Below are 19,014 nucleotides of genomic sequence, written 5' to 3'. Positions count from 1 at the left end.
ACGATCGCTTTTTCCGGTCCGCATGGGGTGCGGTTGTATGAGAGCAGAGATTATCGCCGTCGGTACGGAGCTGCTCCTCGGTCAAATCGTGAACACGAACGCCCAGTATCTGTCGCGCGGGTTGGCAGAGCTGGGCATTGATGTTTATTACCAGACCGTGGTGGGAGACAACAAGAGACGATTGATAGAAGCGATCGGTATCGCCAAAGGCAGGGCGGACCTGCTCGTGTTCACGGGCGGGCTCGGACCGACACAGGACGATCTGACGAGGGATGCCCTTGCCGAGTTTCTGGGCAGAGGGATCAGCCTGCATGAGCCGACGATGGACAAGATCATGAAGCTGTTCGCGGACCGGGGAAGCGCGCTGATCGAGAGCAACCGCCGGCAGGCGCTGCTGATCGAGGGCGCGACGCCGCTGCGCAACGATATGGGCTTGGCCGTCGGCAACGCGCTGAGCGCGGACGGAATTTCTTATTTGCTCCTGCCGGGGCCTCCGCGGGAGATGAAGCCGATGTTCAACAACGACGGCTCGGCCTGGCTGAGGGAGCGCTTGGGTGCGGCAAATTCGCTTCATTCCGTCATGTTGAAATTCGCAGGCATCGGGGAGTCGATGCTGGAAGATCTGCTGCTCGATCTGATCCAGGCACAGCAGGACCCCACGATCGCTCCTTACGCGAAGGAAGGGGAGGTCGCCGTTCGGGTGTCGACGAAGGCCGTGGATGCCGAGGAGGCTGCCCGCAAGCTGGAGGCGACGCTGACGGAAATCCGTATTCGGACGAAGGCTTTTCTATATGCGGAAGAGGACGTGCCCATCGAGGCGACGGTCGTTCGCCTGCTGACCGAACGGCAGCTTACGTTGACGCTGGCGGAAAGCTGTACCGGCGGCATGGTGTCGGAGCTGGTGACGACGATTCCGGGCAGCGCGGTTGTTTATCGGGGCGGTATCGTCTCCTACAGCAACGAAGTCAAGATGCGGCAGCTCGGCGTGCCGCAGGAATTGCTGGAGGGAGAAGGAGCGCCGGGGGCGATCAGCGCCGAGACAGCTCAGGCGATGGCCGAGGGCGTGCGGGCGGCCATGGACGCCGACTTCGCGCTGTCGGTTACCGGTAATGCCGGGCCGGCCGCGGCGGAGGACAAACCCGTCGGCCTCGTCTACGTTGGCTTGGCTGAGCGGGGGCGGGAGACGAGGGTGGAGAAGCTGCAGCTGTCGGGCGACCGCGAGGGCATCCGGCTGCGGGCTACGAAACGTGCGCTCTATATGCTCTGGCAGTCTCTTTCGGGACAACTGGGCGGTTAGATAGGGGCAGGGAGGCCGCTTATGGCCATTATCCCGCTCGCTCAGGAGGACGTGGGGAAGTGCGTCGCGTTTTGGCGCTTATGGCCATTATCCCGCTCGCTCAGGAGGACGTGGGGAAGTGCGTCGCGTTTGGCGCTATGTCCATTATCCCTTTTGCTCAGAGGGCGTGTGGGGAAATGCGTCGTGTTTTGGTGCTTATGGCCATTATCCCGTTTGCTCAGAGGGCGTGTGGGGAAGTGCGCCGTGTTTCTGGCGCTTATGGCCATTATCCCGTTTGCTCAGGAGGACGTGGGGAAGTGCGTCGTGTTTTGGCGCTTATGGCCATTATCCCGTTTGCTCAGAGGGCGTGTGGGGAAATGCGTCGTGTTTCGGCGCTTATGGCCATTATCCCTTTTGCTCAGAGGGGGAAGTGGGGCGTTAGCGGTTAGGGCCACTTATTGCTCGGTACAATGTAAGCGGGTGGACGAAGAGGATAGCCTGTCTGAACGAAGGGGATATTGGCCAAAAGGCTGCCTGGAGAGGGATCGTCGGTATGGATGAGCTGAGCGAGAGGGATAATTGTGACAAAAATTTGTCGAGGGTTGTCAACCGTCGGGGCGCTATGTTAAAGTTTACTAGAAAGTTGCGGAAGAACCGTAGCGAAGATTACTTTGCTGCGGTTCTTTTTTGCAAAGAAATCGAACAAATGTTCCTAAAATGCTTGGCAAACGAATAGAAAAGCGGTATGATTAAACTATCAAAAGAGATAAAGGATGTGGGTGTGTTGTCGGATCGTCGCGCCGCATTAGACATGGCCTTGCGCCAGATCGAGAAACAATTCGGTAAAGGTTCCGTTATGAAGTTGGGAGAGAGCGCCCAGCGTGCGGTAGAGACGGTGTCCAGCGGCGTGCTGGCGCTCGATATCGCGCTTGGCATCGGCGGCTACCCGCGCGGGCGGATTATAGAAGTGTACGGACCGGAATCGTCCGGTAAAACAACGGTATCGCTGCACGCGATTGCGGAGGTTCAACGGACCGGCGGCACGGCGGCGTTCATCGACGCGGAGCACGCGCTCGACCCGATGTATGCGAGAAGTTTGGGCGTGAATATCGATGAGCTTTTGCTTTCTCAGCCGGATACGGGCGAGCAGGCGCTGGAGATCGCGGAAGCGCTCGTGCGCAGCGGCGCGGTCGACATCATCGTCATCGACTCGGTGGCCGCGCTCGTTCCGAAAGCGGAAATTGAAGGAGATATGGGCGATTCGTTCGTCGGTCTTCAGGCTCGTCTGATGTCCCAGGCGATGCGCAAGCTGTCCGGTGCCATTAGCAAGTCGAAGTGTTTGGCGATCTTCATTAACCAGCTCCGCGAGAAGGTTGGCGTTATGTTCGGCAATCCGGAGGTCACGCCTGGCGGACGGGCATTGAAGTTCTATGCCAGCGTACGTCTCGACGTGCGCCGCGTAGAGGCCATCAAGCAAGGCAACGACGTGGTGGGCAACCGGACGAAGATCAAGGTCGTGAAGAACAAGGTAGCGCCTCCGTTTAAGCAAGCGGAAGTGGATATTATGTACGGCGAAGGCATTTCCAAGGTCGGCAGCATCGTGGACATCGGCACCGAGCAGGATATTATCCAGAAGAGCGGCGCATGGTTCTCTTATAATAGCGAACGTTTGGGCCAAGGTCGCGAGAATGCGAAGCAATACTTGAAGGATAATCCGGAAATCTCGGACAAGATTGAGAGCCAGATCCGGGAGCTGCTGCTTAGTTCTTCTGTAGTGGCGAGCCAGTCTGCTTCCGCATCCGCCGAGGAAGAGGATGAAGACGACTCCGAATTCGCCGAAGAACTGTAACATACGAGAAGAACTGTAACGTACGATCGGAAAGCAGATCAATCGAATATAAGCGGGGGGCGGCATATCGGATGCCGCCCTTTGCGTTATGGTCATACAGGAAGAGAGAGGAGGAGCATAACGGATGAATAGGGAGAAGCAGGAGCAGGAGCAGATGTCAATCGAAGGAGCGGTTGTTACAGGTATCGAGTCCCATCCGAAGAAGCCTCAAATGTATCGGGTGACGTTGAAGTTGGATGTAACTTTGGAGAGCGAGGATGAGTTCGCCGGAAAAAAGGAAGGGGCCGAAAGCAGGAACTCCGAAGATAGGAACTCCGAAGATTGGAACTTCGAAGTGGACGAGTTGATTGCCGGGGCGAAGGCGGCGAAGCGTTCGGAAGAGACGGTGCTTACCGTGCATGAGGATACGTTGGTGGGCTGGCGGCTGTTGAAGGATCGCAAATTGACGGCGGACGAAGTCGAAACGCTCAGGCAAGATGAAGCGAAAGAGGAGGCGTACCGTTCGGCGATGCTTATGCTGGAGAGAAGGCCGAGGACGACGGCGGAGCTGTCTCGGGCGTTAAAGCGCAAAGGCTATGCGGCGGACGTAATCGAAGCCTGCGTGGAGCGCCTGCGGTCGAGGAAGATGCTGGATGACTCGGCGTATGCCAAGAGGTTTACGGAGCAGAGGGCGGCCGGGCAGCGGAAGGGGAGGATGCTGATCCGGCAGGAGCTGCTGCAGAGGGGCGTCGACCGTCAGGACGTAGAGCGTGCGATTGGCGATCTCGACGGAGAGGTGGAACGGGAAGCGGCGCTCGCCTTGGCCCGCAAGCGTTGGCCGGCGACGAAAGGCAACGACCGGGAACGAAAAATGAAGCTAATGGGCATACTGCTACGCAGGGGCTTTCCGAGCGCTCTGGCGAGGATGGCGGCGCAGCAGGCGGCGGATGAATCGGGCGAGGCGCTTGCGGACGAATCGGACGAAGGATTCCAGGACAGTTACGATCTGGATATTTAAGGAGCCCGCTTATAAAAAACGCGCCTTCGCAATCGGTCCTTGCTTGACAATCTAATTTCGCAAAAGATAAAATGATTTTGTATTCCATCTTCCACTCTGACCGCTTTTTCCTTCCAAGAAGCGATTCGGAGCGCGTTTTTACGACACTATTTGCTTTGTTCACACGTAATTAAACGGTTTGGAAACCGGAAAATCAATTGAATAAGTATCCCCAAGCGGTTGCCTTGGTGATGCAACGAGGAGGTGAGAGACCATGATAGACGCATGGATCTGGATCTTGATCGTTCTCGTTGTTGGCGTCCTTTGCTTTGGGATCGGTTATGTCGTACGCAAATCCATTGCGGAAGCCAAAATCTCCAGCGCCGAAACGGCTGCGGTACAGATCGTGGAAGCGGCTAAGAAGGAAGCGGAAGCGGTACGCAAGGAAACGGTGCTGGAAGCCAAAGACGAGGTGCACAAACTCCGTAACGAAGCGGAACGCGATATTCGCGAGCGCCGCAACGAAATTCAACGCCTGGAAAGGCGGCTGTTGCAGAAGGAAGAGTCGCTGGATCGCAAGCTCGAAGCGTTGGAACGCAAAGAGGAGCAAGTCGCCAACAAAGAGAAGCGAGTCGAAGAGGTTCAAGACCAGATCGAAGCGCTGCATAAGCAGCAGATTTCCGAGTTGGAGCGGATATCCAATCTGACGACGGAAGACGCCAAGCAGCTTATCCTGTCAAGCGTGGAGCAGGAAGTGCGCCACGAGACGGCTCAGATGATCAAGGAAATCGAGCAGCAGGCGAAGGAAGAAGGCGACAAGAAAGCGCGGGACATCATCTCGCTCGCCATCCAGCGCTGCGCCGCGGATCACGTGGCGGAGACGACGGTATCTGTCGTGGCGCTGCCGAACGAGGAGATGAAGGGACGGATTATCGGTCGGGAAGGCCGGAACATCCGCGCGCTGGAGACGTTGACGGGTATCGATCTCATTATCGACGATACGCCGGAAGCGGTTATCCTGTCGGGCTTCGATCCGATTCGCCGGGAGATTGCCCGGACTGCGCTCGAGAAGCTGGTGGCGGACGGACGAATTCATCCGGCACGCATCGAGGAAATGGTCGAGAAATCCCGCAAAGAAGTGGACGAACGGATTCGGGAATATGGCGAGCAGGCGACGTTCGAAGTGGGCGTTCACGGCTTGCATCCGGATTTGATCAAAATTCTCGGCCGCTTGAAGTTCCGGACGAGCTATGGACAGAACGTGCTGAAGCATTCGATGGAAGTCGCCTACTTGACCGGTCTGATGGCCGGGGAGCTGGGAGAAGACATTACGCTTGCCAAACGAGCGGGTTTGCTTCATGATATCGGCAAAGCGCTCGACCACGAAGTGGAAGGCTCGCATGTCGAGATCGGCGTGGAATTGGGCAAGAAATACAAGGAACATCCCGTTGTTATCAACAGTATCGCGTCTCACCATGGCGACGAGGAAGCGACTTCGGTTATCGCGATGCTCGTAGGCGCCGCGGATGCGCTTAGCGCAGCCCGCCCGGGCGCTCGCCGCGAAACGCTGGAGACGTACATCCGCCGGCTCGAAAAGCTGGAGGCGATCTCGGAGTCGTTCGACGGCGTCGAGAAGTCTTACGCGATCCAAGCCGGACGCGAGGTGCGCGTTATGGTTCAACCGGAGAAAGTCGACGATACGGAGGCGTTCCGTCTCGCTCGGGATATTACGAAGAAGATCGAAGGTGAACTGGATTATCCAGGACACATCAAGGTTACGGTCATTCGCGAAACCCGCGCGGTCGAATACGCCAAATAAGGCACGGAATGCAGGGAAGGCTGAGAAGTGGCTGCGGCAACACGCAGCCGCTTTTTCCCTTTTATAGGGTGAAGGAAAGAGAGCGTGAATGAGATGAAAGTCGTGTTTATCGGCGATATCGTCGGCAATGTGGGAAGAGATACGGTTAAGCGGCTGCTCCCCTGGATCAAAGATAAGTATCAACCGCATGTGATTATCGCGAACGGGGAAAATGCGGCGGGCGGCCGGGGCATCAACGCGTCGATCGCGCGCGAGCTGTACGAGTGGGGGGTGCACGGCATTACGATGGGCAACCACACTTGGGATAATCGCGATATTTTCGAGTTTATCGACGACGAGCCGCGGATGGTCCGCCCGGCCAATTTGCCGCCCGGCACGCCAGGCCGCGGAAGTATGATCGTAAAAGTCGGGGGCAAGGAGCTGGGCGTCGTGAATTTGATCGGACGCACGTTCCTGCCGCCGGCGGAATGTCCGTTCCGGACGGCGGAGGAGGAGATCGAGGCGCTGCGTCGGCAGACGAAATGCGTGCTCGTCGATTTCCACGCCGAGGCGACCAGCGAGAAAATCGCGATGGGCTGGCACCTGGACGGCTATGCGTCGCTTGTCGTCGGAACGCACACGCATGTGCAGACGAACGATGCGCGCATTTTGCCGGAAGGAACCGCTTATTTGACGGATGCGGGCATGACGGGACCGCGCGACGGCGTATTGGGGATGGAGAAGGAAACGGTGCTGCGGCGCTTTATTACGGGGATGCCGGGACGTTTTACGGTGGCCGAGGGCAAGTGGACGCTGAACGGCGTGTTCGCGGATATCGACGAGGCGACAGGGAAAGCCGTTAAGATCCAGAACATTAGCGTGGACGAGGACTCCTGGATCGCCGTGTGACCGAAGCGGATGCGGTTGGCCGAAGTGGGACCGTGGTCCGGATCGTCGTGTGACCAAAGCGGATGCGATTGGCCGAAGCGGGATCGTAGTCTGGAGCCGTCGTATGACCGGAGCGGGATCGTAATCTGAATCCGTCGTGTGACCGGAGCGGATGCGGTTGGCCGAAGCGGGATCGTAGTCTGGATCCATCGTATGACCGAAGCGGGACCATGGTCCGGATCGTTGTGTGGCCGAAGTGGGAACGTAGTCTGAATTGTCGGACATTTCGTGACTGTGCCTTGCGGGAAAAGAAGGAATTATCGGGCGGGTTACCGAATAAGTATGCCTTAGTGGGCCCATCCTTCGATTTCCGATAGATTCCCGATGCAACCGATGAGCCGGATAGGCGGGTTGTCATAAGAGGAGGTACTGGTCATGGAAGTATTAAAGGTTTCCGCAAAGTCCAATCCAAACTCCGTAGCAGGCGCACTGGCGGGCGTACTTCGCGAGCGAGGCGCGGCCGAATTGCAAGCGATCGGGGCCGGGGCGCTGAATCAAGCGGTCAAAGCGGTGGCGATCGCCCGCGGTTTCGTGGCGCCCAGCGGCGTGGATCTGATCTGCATCCCGGCATTCACGGATATTGTGATCGACGGAGAGGACCGGACGGCGATTAAGCTGATCGTAGAGCCGAGGTAATCCGCCTGAGCGCGGCTGTTGACCTGTTGTTTGATCATGCGAACGATTCGGCGCGCTGCCGAGCGGCGCATAATCGAGGCGACAGGTTTTTTTGTGTCTGTGCGAGTGAAGCGGAATGAATGCTTAGGGGGACTGGACATGAGGATCGTGGATTTGCATGCGGATGTGCTGTGCAAGCTGCTGGAGAATCCGGGAGTTCATTGGCGGGAGACGCAGTCCGGCGACAACGCGCTGTTCGACGCGACTCCGGAAAGGCTGCGGCAGGGGGGCGTCGGTCTTCAAGTATTTCCGCTGTTCCTGCCGGAGGAGATGGCACATCACCCGGAGACGGTGTTCCGGGGGGCGGAGCTGTTCTGGCACGAGATTTTGACGACGCCGGGCTTTAAGCTGGTTCGCACCGCCGCCGATCTCGAGACCGCCGGCAGGGAAGGGCGGATCGGCGCGTTGTTTTCGCTGGAGGGCGTGGGCGCTTTGCGGGGAGAAATGTGGATGCTGAGGCTGCTGCACCGGCTGGGGCTGCGCCTCCTCGGGCCAACCTGGAATCATGCGAACTGGGCGTGCGACGGGGCCATGGAACCGAGAGGCGGCGGTTTTACGAAAGCCGGGAGGCAGTTGGTTACGGAATGTGAAAATCTGGGCATTCTATTGGATGTGTCCCATTTGTCCGACCGTGGGTTTTGGGAGCTGGCCGAGCAGGCAACCCGTCCGTTCCTCGCCTCGCATTCCAATGCGCGCTCGATCGTCGATCATCCGCGAAATTTGACGGATGAGCAAATTCGGGCGATGGTTCGGGCGAACGGGCTGATCGGGATTACATTCGTCCCCTGGTTTGCGGCAAAGGAGGAGCGGGCCCGGGTCGAGGACGTTTTGCGGCATGTGGACCATGTGTGCGCTCTGGGAGGAGAGAAGCATATTGCGTTCGGCTCCGATTTCGACGGCATTTCCAGTCATGTGCAGGGGCTAGAGCATCCGGGGCGGTATGCGGAGCTCACCGAGGCGATGTTGAAACGTTATCCGGAATCTTTCGTACAAGATATTATGGAGAACAATGCCATTCGGTTTCTGATGACAAATCTACCTAATTGAACTGTTTGCGGAAAATCGTTCTCGATTTGGGAACGTTTTCATCGCAAACTGTTATGTGTTGGGTGAGCGAATATGTCTTGCATTTTACGTTCGTTAAACATAAGATTTATACGGGTAATAAAATATCATTGGGTAAATCTGTCGAAATTGGACGAACCAGAGATTAAGAGGAGATGGGCACTGTGATCAGTCAACTGTCATGGAAAATTGGCGGCCAGCAAGGGGAAGGCGTGGAGAGCACGGACCGGATTTTCTCCACTGCCCTCAACCGACTGGGTTACTACCTGTACGGGTACCGGCATTTTTCCTCGCGGATCAAGGGCGGACACACGAACAACAAAATCCGTATCAGCACGACACCGATTCGGGCGATATCCGACGACTTGGATATTCTGGTCGCCTTCGACCAGGAGAGCATCGATCTGAATGCGGGCGAGCTTCGTCCCGGAGGCGTTGTTGTCGCGGATGCGAAGTTCTCGCCGACGATCCCGGAAGGCGTGCAAGCGCGACTATTCGCAGTACCGATTACGGCCATCGCCGAAGAGCTAGGCACCTCTCTCATGAAAAACATGGTCGCTTCCGGGGCTTCCTGGGGGCTGCTTGGTTTGCCCATGGAAATTTTCAATAAAGCGGTTGAAGAAGAGTTCGGACGCAAGGGCCCGGCCATCGTCGAGAAAAACGTCGAAGCGGTGCGCCGCGGCGCGGAGTTCGTTCTGGAGCAGGCGGGCGGCCCGCTCGACGAATTCAAGCTGGAGGACGCGGACGGCAAGCTGAAGCTGTTCATGATCGGCAACGAGGCGCTTGCGCTCGGTTCGATTGCGGCCGGCTGCCGGCTGATGTCGGCGTATCCGATCACTCCGGCGTCCGAAATTATGGAATATTTGATTAAAAAGCTGCCGAAGTTCGGCGGCACGGTCGTGCAGACGGAGGACGAGATCGCCGCGGTGACGATGGCGATCGGCGCGAACTATGCGGGCGTCCGCACGATGACGGCTTCCGCGGGTCCGGGGCTGTCGCTGATGATGGAGGCGATCGGCCTGTCCGGCATGACGGAGACGCCGCTGGTCATTGTCGATACGCAGCGCGGCGGGCCTTCCACGGGCTTGCCGACAAAGCAGGAGCAGTCCGATATCAACGCGCTCATCAACGGCACGCACGGAGAAATTCCGAAGCTGGTCGTGGCGCCGAGCACGATCGAGGAATGCTTCTACGATATGATCGAGGCTTTTAACCTGGCGGAAGAGTACCAGATTCCCGTCATTGTCGCAACGGATCTGCAGCTGTCGCTAGGCAAGCAGACGTCGGAGCCGCTCAATTACGAGCGGATTTCCATTAAACGCGGGAAGCTCGTGACCGGGGAGCTGCCTCCGAACGAAGACAATCGTCTGTTCAAGCGCTACGAGTTTACCGAGGACGGCATTTCTCCCCGCGTGCTGCCGGGCGCAAAGCACGGCATTCATCACGTGACGGGCGTCGAGCACGATCAGGAAGGCCGGCCTTCCGAAAACGCGCTTAACCGCGAGAAAATGATGGACAAACGCCTCGGCAAAATCTCGGATCTGCGCATCACGGACGCGATCAAGGTTGACGCGGCCCACGCGAATCCGGATCTGCTGATCGTCTCGATGGGATCGACGGGCGGGACGATCGAAGAGGGGCGCGCGCGGCTGACGGAGGACGGGGTGAAGACGAACCAGATGATGGTCCGCCAGATGCATCCGTTCCCGAGCGAGCTGCTGAAGCCTCATCTCGATGCGGCCAAGCAAATCGTCGTGCTGGAAAACAACGCGACAGGGCAGTTGGCCAATCTGATCAAGCTTCATCTGGGCTATCACGATAAAATCCGCAATATGCTGAAGTACGACGGAACGCCGTTCCTGCCTTCGGAAATCCATAAAGCGTGCAAGGAGCTGATCTAAGATGGCCACATTCAAAGAATTCCGCAACAATGTCAAGCCGAACTGGTGTCCCGGCTGCGGAGATTTCTCCGTGCAGGCGGCGATCCAGCGGGCTGCGGCCAACATCGGCCTGGAACCGGAACAGCTTGCGGTCATCTCGGGCATCGGCTGCTCGGGCCGGATTTCCGGATACATTAATGCGTACGGCTTGCACGGCATTCACGGACGCGCGTTGCCGATCGCCCAAGGCGTCAAGCTGGCGAACCGCGAGCTGACGGTTATCGCCTCCGGCGGCGACGGGGACGGCTTTGCGATCGGGATGGGACATACGGTTCACGCGATTCGTCGCAACCTGGACATTACGTACATCGTTATGGACAATCAGATTTACGGACTGACGAAGGGCCAGACCTCGCCGCGCAGCGCCGAAGGCTTCAAGACGAAGTCGACGCCGGAAGGCTCGATCGAGACGACGCTGTCGCCGCTGGAGATCGCGCTGTCGGCCGGCGCCACGTTCGTCGCCCAGTCGTTCTCGAGCGATCTGAAGCAGCTGACTTCGTTGATCGAGCAGGGGCTGGCGCACAAGGGCTTCTCGCTGATCAACGTGTTCAGCCCGTGCGTGACGTTTAACAAGATCAATACGTACGACTGGTTCAAGGAGAATATCGTTAACCTGGATCAATTCCCGGATTACGATCCCTCCAACCGCATCGCGGCGATGAACAAAATCATGGAGACGCACGGCATGCTGACCGGTCTGATCTATCAGAACAAGGAGCGCAAGTCGTACGAGGATATGGCCGTCGGATTCGGCACGGAGGCACTGGCGAAGCAGGATTTGACGCTGGCGCGCGAAGACTTTGACAAATTGTTGGCGGAATTCAAATAAGGCCCGATTCGGGCCGCCAAAACGTGGCGCGCGGGTTTGTCCCGCGCGCTTCTTGCGTTATACTGGGGGAGACAAGTTTATGAGAAAGGTTGGGTTTTTCATGAGTGGAGCGGAGAGCAAAAAAGTGCCCGTAGGCGTATCGGCCCGCCATATTCATCTATCCCAGGAGCATGTGGAAGCGTTGTTTGGCGCAGGCGCGAAGCTGACGGAATTCAAGCCGCTGTCGCAGCCGGAACAGTTCGCCGCGAACGAAACGGTCGCCGTTTTCGGACCGAAAGGCTCTTTTCCTAAAGTGCGCATTCTCGGACCGGCCCGCAAGGCGACGCAGCTGGAGGTATCCCGCACGGACGCGTTCGCGCTCGGATTAAACCCGCCGGTGCGCGAGTCCGGCAATATAGAGGGGACGCCGGGCATTCGCATCGTCGGTCCTGCGGGCGAGGTGACGGTCGACAAAGGCGTCATCGTCGCGGCCCGCCATATTCATTTTCACACATCGGACGCGGAGCGCTGGGGAATTCGGAACAAGCAGCTGCTGAAGGTGAGAGTCGGCGGAGATCGCGGCGTCGTGTTCGAACAGGTCGTCGCCCGCGTGTCGGACAATTTCGCGCTCGACATGCATATCGATACGGACGAAGGCAACGCGGCCGGCGTAAATACCGGCGACATCGGGGAAATCGTGGAATAATCGCAAGGTCCCGATCCCTCCGGAGCCAATCGAATAAGCGAACGAAGACCTTCCGCTTCCATGACAGGGAAGGTCTTCTGTCGAGCTTGGCGGATTTTCGCGTCGCCATGGATTCAAAGCCTGCGTTGTGCTATAATTTTTTATTGATGCTTTCGTTTGAATTTGTCGATGCGATTACGGAATTGATCATAGAGGGAAGTGAGATTCGAATGACGCAGGAGGCCTCCAACAGGTCGAAGCAGGCAGGCCAGGCCAAGGATTACAGCAAATACTTTGACTTCTCCGGCGCCAAAGTCATTTCCGAGGATGAGAGCGGCCGCACGATCCGTCTGAACGGACGGGATATTCACATTGTCTCCGAACCGAACTATCGGCAGGAGAAGCAGCGCGGCAAGGAAGCGGTCAAGGTGCTCTACGACAACGCCGTGCCCGACGAGCTGAAGGCGCTTGGCGTCGGGAGAAAATATTTGATCTACACGTACGGCTGCCAGATGAACGAGCACGATACGGAAGTGATGCGCGGGCTGTTCGAGGAGATGGGCTACGAGTCGACGGAGGACCGTATGGACGCGGACGTCATTCTGCTCAATACGTGTGCGGTGCGGGAGAACGCGGAGGATAAGGTGTTCGGCGAGCTCGGCCATCTGAAGGTGCTCAAGCAGCAGCGTCCCGAGCTGATTCTCGGGGTGTGCGGCTGCATGTCCCAGGAGGCGTCCGTCGTAAACCGGATGATGCAGAAGCATGCGCATGTGGATCTTATTTTCGGCACGCACAATATTCATCGTCTTCCGCATCTGCTGCAGGAGGCTCATTTTGGCAAGGAAATGGTGATCGACGTCTGGTCCAAGGAAGGCGACATCATCGAAAACCTGCCGAAGAAGCGGACCGAAGGACTGCGCGCCTGGGTGAACATTATGTACGGCTGCGACAAGTTCTGTACGTATTGCATCGTTCCGTATACGCGGGGCAAGGAGCGGAGCCGGCTGCCCGAGGACGTGATCGCGGAGGTGCGCGATCTGGCGCGCCAGGGCTTTAAGGAAATTACGCTGCTGGGACAGAACGTGAACGCTTACGGCAAGGATTTCGAGGACCGGAACTATCGCTTCGGGGATCTGATGGACGATATCCGCAAAATCGACATTCCGCGCATTCGGTTCACGACGTCGCATCCTCGCGATTTTGACGATCATCTGATCGAGGTGTTGGCCAAGGGCGGCAACCTGGTGGAGCACATTCATCTGCCGATGCAGTCGGGAAGCACGGAAGTGCTGAAACGGATGAGCCGCAAGTATACGAGGGAGCGCTTCCTGGAGCTGGCGCTGAAGATTCGCCGGGAAATTCCGAACGCGGTGCTGACGACAGACATTATCGTCGGCTTCCCGGGCGAGACGGAGGAGCAGTTCGAGGAGACGCTGTCGCTGGTGCGGCAGGCGGGAATCACGTCCGCTTACACTTATATTTATTCGCCGCGGGAAGGCACGCCGGCGTTCGATATGGCCGATAACGTTCCGTACGAGGCGAAGCAGAAGCGCCTTGCCCGTCTGAACGAAGTAATCGGCGAGCTGTCGCTGGGGCACCATCAGTCGCTTGTCGGTCAAGTGGTGGAGGTGCTGGTAGAGGGAGAGAGCAAGAACAAGGCGAACGTGCTTTCCGGTCGCAGCCGCTCGAACAAGCTGATTCATTTTGAAGGAAACAAGGAATGGATCGGGCAGTTCGTGCGGGTGAAAATCGCGGCCGCGCAATCCTGGTATCTGAAGGCGGAAGTCGTGGAAGAGCCTGCGGTTCCGAGTCAGGCGGGATGAAACGGATTGGATGAAGAGACAAGACAAGAGCCGGGAGGAAAAGGTTAATGTCACATGCACACGGTCACGATCATGACCACGATCATCATCACGAGGATGGGTACTCGATGCCGTCCTTCGATAATCGCGATCTTATCGTTCGCGAGGATATTTTGAGCAGGGCTCGCGAATTGGCCAACCTGATTACGACGACCGAGGAGGTCGGCGTCTACCAGCAGGCGGAGAAGCGGATTCAGACGCATGAGCGGGTTCAGGGATTGATCGCGCAGATCAAGAAGAAGCAAAAGGAGCTTGTCGCCTTCCAGAACACGTTCAAGAATCCGGCCATGGTCGAGAAGATCGAGGCGGAGATCAGCGTGCTTCAGGACGAGCTCGACGGCATTCCGATCGTGCAGCAGTTCCAGCAAAGCCAGGTGGACGTTAATTATATGCTGCAATCGATCATCTCGATCATTCGCGATACGGTAGCGGATAAGATCGAGGTGGAGGCGGCGAAGCCGGCGGAAGATCCGGAGACTTGCGACTAAGCCGGCCAGGGTTGAACGGCGAGAAGGCTCGAAGATCATCGGCGGCTGAAAAAAACGGAAATGGCGGCGCAGGGAGATAAGTATCCCTGTCCCGCCATTTTTTCGGTTTTCGCGGCCCGGCTGTCGTTGGAGGGGGGGCGATGCGCTGAGACGGTTCCTTCCTTCTTCCGCACGCAGTTAGCGGCCGGAGCCGGGCAGGGGAGCGATGCTTAGCGTAAAGTTGCGCTGATCGAACTGCACCTGGTGATTGTGATTGGGCGAGAGCTTCCATTTCTGCAGCCATTGCGAGGATAAGCGGAGCCGGTCGTCCGATAGATTGGCCGGAACGTGCAGGCGGAGCTTGGCGAGGTTCTTGCCGCTGCGGACTTTGATCACCGAGCCCTGGCGCTCGGGAATGCCAAGCCGGGACAGCAGCTCGTAACCGACGGAAAGCGTTCCTGCGGAAACCGGTCCGGAAGCGATCAAGGCGGCCGTCTCGCTGTGGGGGGAGGGGCTGATCGTTAGCGACTGGTCGCCCGGATTGTAAGTAAGCGTGTATCTGCGCAAGGCGGTAAGCTGGAACTGACGAGCGAGCGCGAAGTTCATCTCTATAAAGTCGGCGAAGCACTCCCGCCCTTCGAGAAATTGCAGTTGGATCTGCTGCTTGACTTTGCCGCGCTTTAGCGTCAGCTTCGCGTTGCGCGGGATGGACAGCAGCTCGGAGGCCGTTTCCGAGCAATTCAAGGTGAGCACGACGGTGTGAAGAGGCAGCTTGGCGATAAATAAATCGACTCGACCGCTTGCCATAGAATAAGGCACGCTCCTTCAGGACAAGAAAACTAATGAATCTTTTCACAGTATGCGAGGGAGGAACGGCCTGTTTGTATCATCGCCCCGAAATCACGCAAAACGACTCCCATCCCGCAATGCGGGGGGAGTCGTTGAATCGGACGCGGCTTGAACTAGCGGCCCGATTTGCTTGAAGGGCGTACGCGCGGCAGGACGGGACGAAGCGCAAGAATGATCAGCGCAGCCGCGACCGCCTTGATCGCATCGCCCGGCAAATACGGGTACATGCCCGCTCTCAGCGCGCCGGAGAAGGTGTCGTACTTATCGCTGTCCACGACATGCGCGAGCCAAGGCACGCCGGTTATGTAGACGATCAAGGAACCGAAGACGAAGATCGCGATCAGCAGCAGAAGCTGGCGGGCGCGGCCGATTTTCTTCGCATGGCCGTAAATTCGGTCGGTCGCCCAGCCGACGAGGAAGGCCGATATGGGAAACATCCAAATAAAGCCTCCGGTAGGGCCGGTGATTTGCGCGATGCCTCCGGAGCCGTTCATCAGCGGCAGGCCAATGGCGGTCAGGGCGACGACGAGAAAGATGCTCCAGAAGCCGTATACGGCGCCGAGCAAGCCTCCCGCCAGCATAATGGCGAACTGCTGCAGCGAAATTGGGACCGGCGTGAAGCCGAGATTGATCTTAATGAAGCTGCCGGCGATGAACAGGGCGCCGAACAAGGCGATGTAGACGATTCCTCGAACCCAATGGCTGGAGCGGCGAGCAGCGGTTAGAGATGAGGATTCGGATGAAGCGGGTGGTGTTGATGAATTCGACATTGTCAAAAAGCCTCCTAAATGTTAACCTGTATTCGTGGTGTTGGTTAACAATTGAGATTGTAGCATGAGTTGGTCCGCTTGAAAAGAGGGATTTTGAAGTGACGGGGAATCAAGCCGGAGCGAGCGCTCCGATTGAAATTCAGGAATCTGCTGCCGAAAGCGAGCGTTCAGGGCGAGGGGCAAGGGTCTCGAGGGGCTTGGGCGGCCTGGCTCCTCTCGAGCTGGAGCGCGTGACGGTGTTTGGCGGAGAGGAAGAGGCGGCCGAACCGGCCGTCAGGCTGAGAGAGGCGACGTTAACGCTGGCGCCGGGGGAATGGGTGACGGTTGTCGGCGTTAACGGGAGCGGGAAGTCGACTCTGGCCCGGCTGCTGGCCGGCTTGCTGCCGGAGAGCATGAGCGGCAGCGTGCGCCGCGGTTTCGCGGGCGACGACGAGGTCAGTCCGATCGTGCTGCAGCAGCCGAAGGCGCAGCTGTTCGGCGAAACGCCTCGCGAAGAGGTCGTGTTCGCGCTGGAGTGGCGGGGCGTGGCGGCGGATCGGATTGCGGCGTATGCGGAGCGAGCGATACATAGAGCGGGCTTGGCGGCTTTGGCGGACGAGCCGTGGGAGCGGCTGTCGGGAGGTCAGCAGCAGATGGCGGCGGTCGCGGCGGCGACGGCGTATCCTTCGCCGCTTCTGGTGCTGGACGAGGCGACCTCGATGCTGGACGAGGACAACCGGGACGCGGTCATGCGCAGGGTCAGGGAGCTGCATGCGAGCGGGACGGCGGTCGTCTGGGTTACCCAGCGGCTCGACGAGCTGGGGCCGGACGATCGCGTTATTGCGGTTGGAGCAGGCAGCCTTGCGTTCGATGGCCGCGGCCGCGAGTTTTTGTACGGAACGGCGGGGGGCGGGACTGGAAGAGGACAAAGGGAACAAGGGGAACAAAGAGAACAAAGGGGGCAGCTTTCTGGCGACGTATGGCCATTATCCCCTTGCCTCAGTGTCGGGCTCAGACTGCCTTATCTGATGGAGCTGGCGCTGGAACTGAGACGACTCGGCAAGCTGAGCGATCCTCTGCCGGTGACGGAACAGGAATGGCGGACGGTATGGGGGAGCTTGGAAAATGGATAGGCAAAAGTCGGCGTTCTCCAGGCCGGGCGCGATTTCGTTGGCGGTGCCGGAGCAGGAAGGGTTGGCGGTACTCGGAGGGACGCAGCAAATGGAAAAACGAAAAGCGGCGTCCGCCAAGTTGGATGCCATTTCATTGCGACTGGATGGGATTCCGTGGAGGCGGGGCGAAGAAGGGATCGAGGCGTGCCGGCCCGACGGGTTGACGTTCGCCCCGGGAACGATCGTGCTGCTGATGGGTGCGAACGGAGCGGGCAAGTCGACGCTGCTGGAGAAGATGGCTGGACTTCGCCCGCCGGAAGGCGTGTTGACGGCCTACGGATCGGACGCGCTCTGGAAGCGTAGCCGTTTTCGCCGAAGCGGGCTGGGTTTAAACGGACAAGCGCTGCTGTGCTACAGCTATGCGAGCCAGGCGCCGGAGGAAGGCTTGTTTGCCAGAAGCGTCGGCGACGAGCTTGCTTATTCGCTGCGGCCATACGGCCTGACGGAAGGGGATAACGATGAACGCAGCAGGGAGGCGCTGGACGCCGTAGGCTGGGAGAGCAAGGCATGGCTGGAGCGCGATCCTTATCTGATGAGCGGCGGAGAGCGGAGACGGACGGCGTTGGCCGCGGTGTTTGCCGCACCGGCGCCTTGGCTGCTGCTTGATGAGCCGACGGCCGGACTGGACGGGGAGGGGCATCGAACGATTGCGGCTAAGCTGAGGGATCTGCGTGCCGAGGGCCGGGGAATCGTGCTGGTCTCGCATGATTCCGACTGGGCGCTACCGCTCGCCGACGAAGTGCTTCTGCTGGATGCGGCCGGAACGTTGCGGCTGTGCAGTCGGGAGCAGCTCGTTCGGCATCCCGAATGGCTGGCGGAAGCGGGCATGCGGGTGCCCGAATGGCTGCAAGCGGCCAATCGGATGTGGCGCAGCGGCGTTCCCGCGGAGCTGACTCTCGATCCGGTGGCTGCGGCGGAGGGATGGAGGGCGAGGGTAGAGCGTTCAAGCGATGGTCCTACTCAAGGTTTGGTCCGGGAGACGGAAGAAGATTGTTGTGCTAAGGGAGAGCAACAGGCTGGAGAAGAACATAAGGTTGGCGGAGAGGGAAAGTTAGAAGAGGGGAAGAGAGCCGAGAAAGTGCGGGAGAGGGGCATGCGTCCCGGAGGGAAGCGGCATCGTCTGGCCGGCTTCGATCCGCGCTCGGTCTGGCTGGCGTATGTGCTGATCAGCTTCGGGTTGTTTGCTTTGAAGGACTGGCCCGGACTCGCGGCAGGGGGAGCGGTTGTGCTGGGGCTGCTCGCTGCCGGGCGAGTCTCCCTGCGGCGTTGGCGCATGCTCATCGTCAATTACGCGGTGTTCTCCGTCGTAACATCGGCGATCTTCGCTTCGGGCGCGGGAAGCGATTGGGCGATGCGCGGGGAGGCTTTTGCGGATACGCTGTTTACGTTTATGCGGACGATGCTGATTTTGCTGCTCGGCCTTGCGATCCCGTTGGTGATGTCGCCGCTGTCGCTCAGAAGATCGCTGGAGCAGATAACGACTATCCGAGGAAAAAGCCCCGTATGGGTCCAGCGAGGAATTCTTGCCGTAGCGCTTATTATGAGGTTCGTACCGGTGCTGCTGGAGCTATGGGAGCGTTTTGCAAAGATCATCCGCGCCCGGGGGAAAACGCTGGCGATCGGCCCGGTTGCTCTGGGGCGCCAACTGCGCGATACGGCCCTTCCGTTTCTGTTGGCGTTGTTCCGGCTCGGAGACGAGGTGGCGCTGGCGTTGGAGAGCCGGGGCGTGGGCGGAACCCGTGCCGCAACTCGGGCGCAGAGACTGAGGTGGCGCGCCCGAGACTACGGGTTGGCGACGGGCTCGTTGCTGCTCGCGCTGGGAATGTGGTTTGTGCTTCGCCGCTAACGGGAGGATTGCGGATTTGTCCAGCCGTTAGCGTTGGGTGCAGTCGCTG

16 protein-coding genes are annotated in these 19,014 nt (G+C 58.7%); 14 read left to right on the top strand and 2 right to left on the bottom strand.

Features of this window, described 5'->3' with window-relative positions:
- Positions 1 to 37: 37 nt before the first annotated feature.
- From ACFFT4_RS00960 to ACFFT4_RS00905, 12 genes are all read left to right on the top strand, one after another.
- On the top strand, positions 38 to 1,297 hold the full coding sequence (locus ACFFT4_RS00960) for a competence/damage-inducible protein A (RefSeq protein WP_378044325.1): 1,260 nt from the start codon (positions 38 to 40) through the stop codon (positions 1,295 to 1,297).
- Between the two features lie 763 nt (positions 1,298 to 2,060).
- The gene (gene recA, locus ACFFT4_RS00955) at positions 2,061 to 3,125 is read left to right on the top strand and encodes a recombinase RecA (RefSeq protein ID WP_378044324.1); all 1,065 of its coding nucleotides are present in this window, start codon (positions 2,061 to 2,063) and stop codon (positions 3,123 to 3,125) included.
- Between the two features lie 124 nt (positions 3,126 to 3,249).
- A complete protein-coding gene (locus ACFFT4_RS00950) occupies positions 3,250 to 4,122 on the top strand; it encodes a regulatory protein RecX (protein WP_378044323.1) in 873 nt (290 codons plus the stop codon).
- Between the two features lie 253 nt (positions 4,123 to 4,375).
- Entirely contained in the window at positions 4,376 to 5,920 is a 1,545-nt protein-coding gene (gene rny, locus ACFFT4_RS00945; protein WP_378044321.1) for a ribonuclease Y, read from the top strand.
- Positions 5,921 to 6,013: 93 nt separating this feature from the next.
- Positions 6,014 to 6,808 (top strand): TIGR00282 family metallophosphoesterase, encoded by a 795-nt coding sequence (locus tag ACFFT4_RS00940; RefSeq protein WP_378044533.1) that lies wholly within the window; start codon positions 6,014 to 6,016, stop codon positions 6,806 to 6,808.
- Between the two features lie 414 nt (positions 6,809 to 7,222).
- The gene (gene spoVS, locus ACFFT4_RS00935) at positions 7,223 to 7,483 is read left to right on the top strand and encodes a stage V sporulation protein SpoVS (protein WP_027084382.1); all 261 of its coding nucleotides are present in this window, start codon (positions 7,223 to 7,225) and stop codon (positions 7,481 to 7,483) included.
- Between the two features lie 138 nt (positions 7,484 to 7,621).
- Positions 7,622 to 8,569: a dipeptidase gene (locus ACFFT4_RS00930; protein ID WP_378044320.1), complete on the top strand. Its 948-nt coding sequence runs from the start codon at positions 7,622 to 7,624 to the stop codon at positions 8,567 to 8,569.
- 182 nt (positions 8,570 to 8,751) lie between these two features.
- On the top strand, positions 8,752 to 10,488 hold the full coding sequence (locus ACFFT4_RS00925) for a 2-oxoacid:acceptor oxidoreductase subunit alpha (RefSeq protein ID WP_378044318.1): 1,737 nt from the start codon (positions 8,752 to 8,754) through the stop codon (positions 10,486 to 10,488).
- 1 nt (position 10,489) lies between these two features.
- Complete coding sequence (locus ACFFT4_RS00920; protein WP_378044316.1) at positions 10,490 to 11,356, top strand: 2-oxoacid:ferredoxin oxidoreductase subunit beta; 867 nt, start codon at positions 10,490 to 10,492, stop codon at positions 11,354 to 11,356.
- Positions 11,357 to 11,435: 79 nt separating this feature from the next.
- A complete protein-coding gene (pduL, locus tag ACFFT4_RS00915) occupies positions 11,436 to 12,041 on the top strand; it encodes a phosphate propanoyltransferase (protein WP_378044314.1) in 606 nt (201 codons plus the stop codon).
- Positions 12,042 to 12,250: 209 nt separating this feature from the next.
- A complete protein-coding gene (miaB, locus tag ACFFT4_RS00910) occupies positions 12,251 to 13,843 on the top strand; it encodes a tRNA (N6-isopentenyl adenosine(37)-C2)-methylthiotransferase MiaB (RefSeq protein WP_378044312.1) in 1,593 nt (530 codons plus the stop codon).
- 107 nt (positions 13,844 to 13,950) lie between these two features.
- Entirely contained in the window at positions 13,951 to 14,370 is a 420-nt protein-coding gene (locus tag ACFFT4_RS00905) for a YlbF/YmcA family competence regulator (RefSeq protein ID WP_378044531.1), read from the top strand.
- Between the two features lie 177 nt (positions 14,371 to 14,547).
- On the opposite strand, the gene ACFFT4_RS00900 is transcribed toward ACFFT4_RS00905, so the two are convergent.
- Together ACFFT4_RS00900 and ACFFT4_RS00895 are read right to left on the bottom strand one after the other, a co-directional pair.
- Positions 14,548 to 15,156 (bottom strand): hypothetical protein, encoded by a 609-nt coding sequence (locus ACFFT4_RS00900; protein WP_378044311.1) that lies wholly within the window; start codon positions 15,154 to 15,156, stop codon positions 14,548 to 14,550.
- Positions 15,157 to 15,311: 155 nt separating this feature from the next.
- Positions 15,312 to 15,968, bottom strand: a complete 657-nt coding sequence (locus ACFFT4_RS00895) for a biotin transporter BioY (RefSeq protein ID WP_378044310.1) — start codon at positions 15,966 to 15,968, stop codon at positions 15,312 to 15,314.
- A 98-nt stretch (positions 15,969 to 16,066) separates the two neighbouring features.
- Here ACFFT4_RS00895 and ACFFT4_RS00890 point away from each other — a divergent pair, with 98 nt between their 5' ends.
- Together ACFFT4_RS00890 and ACFFT4_RS00885 are read left to right on the top strand one after the other, a co-directional pair.
- Entirely contained in the window at positions 16,067 to 17,080 is a 1,014-nt protein-coding gene (locus tag ACFFT4_RS00890) for an energy-coupling factor ABC transporter ATP-binding protein (protein WP_378044309.1), read from the top strand.
- The gene (locus tag ACFFT4_RS00885) at positions 17,073 to 18,965 is read left to right on the top strand and encodes an ATP-binding cassette domain-containing protein (RefSeq protein WP_378044308.1); all 1,893 of its coding nucleotides are present in this window, start codon (positions 17,073 to 17,075) and stop codon (positions 18,963 to 18,965) included. The genes ACFFT4_RS00890 and ACFFT4_RS00885 overlap by 8 nt, the downstream gene beginning before the upstream one ends.
- Positions 18,966 to 19,014 lie beyond the last annotated feature (49 nt).

Origin of the sequence: Cohnella cellulosilytica (genome assembly GCF_042431195.1) — a bacterium.
Classification (GTDB): Bacteria; Bacillota; Bacilli; order Paenibacillales; family Paenibacillaceae; genus Cohnella; species Cohnella cellulosilytica.
The sequence above is the reverse complement of the archived record's forward strand: the minus strand, read 5'-3'. Positions and strand labels throughout refer to the sequence as shown.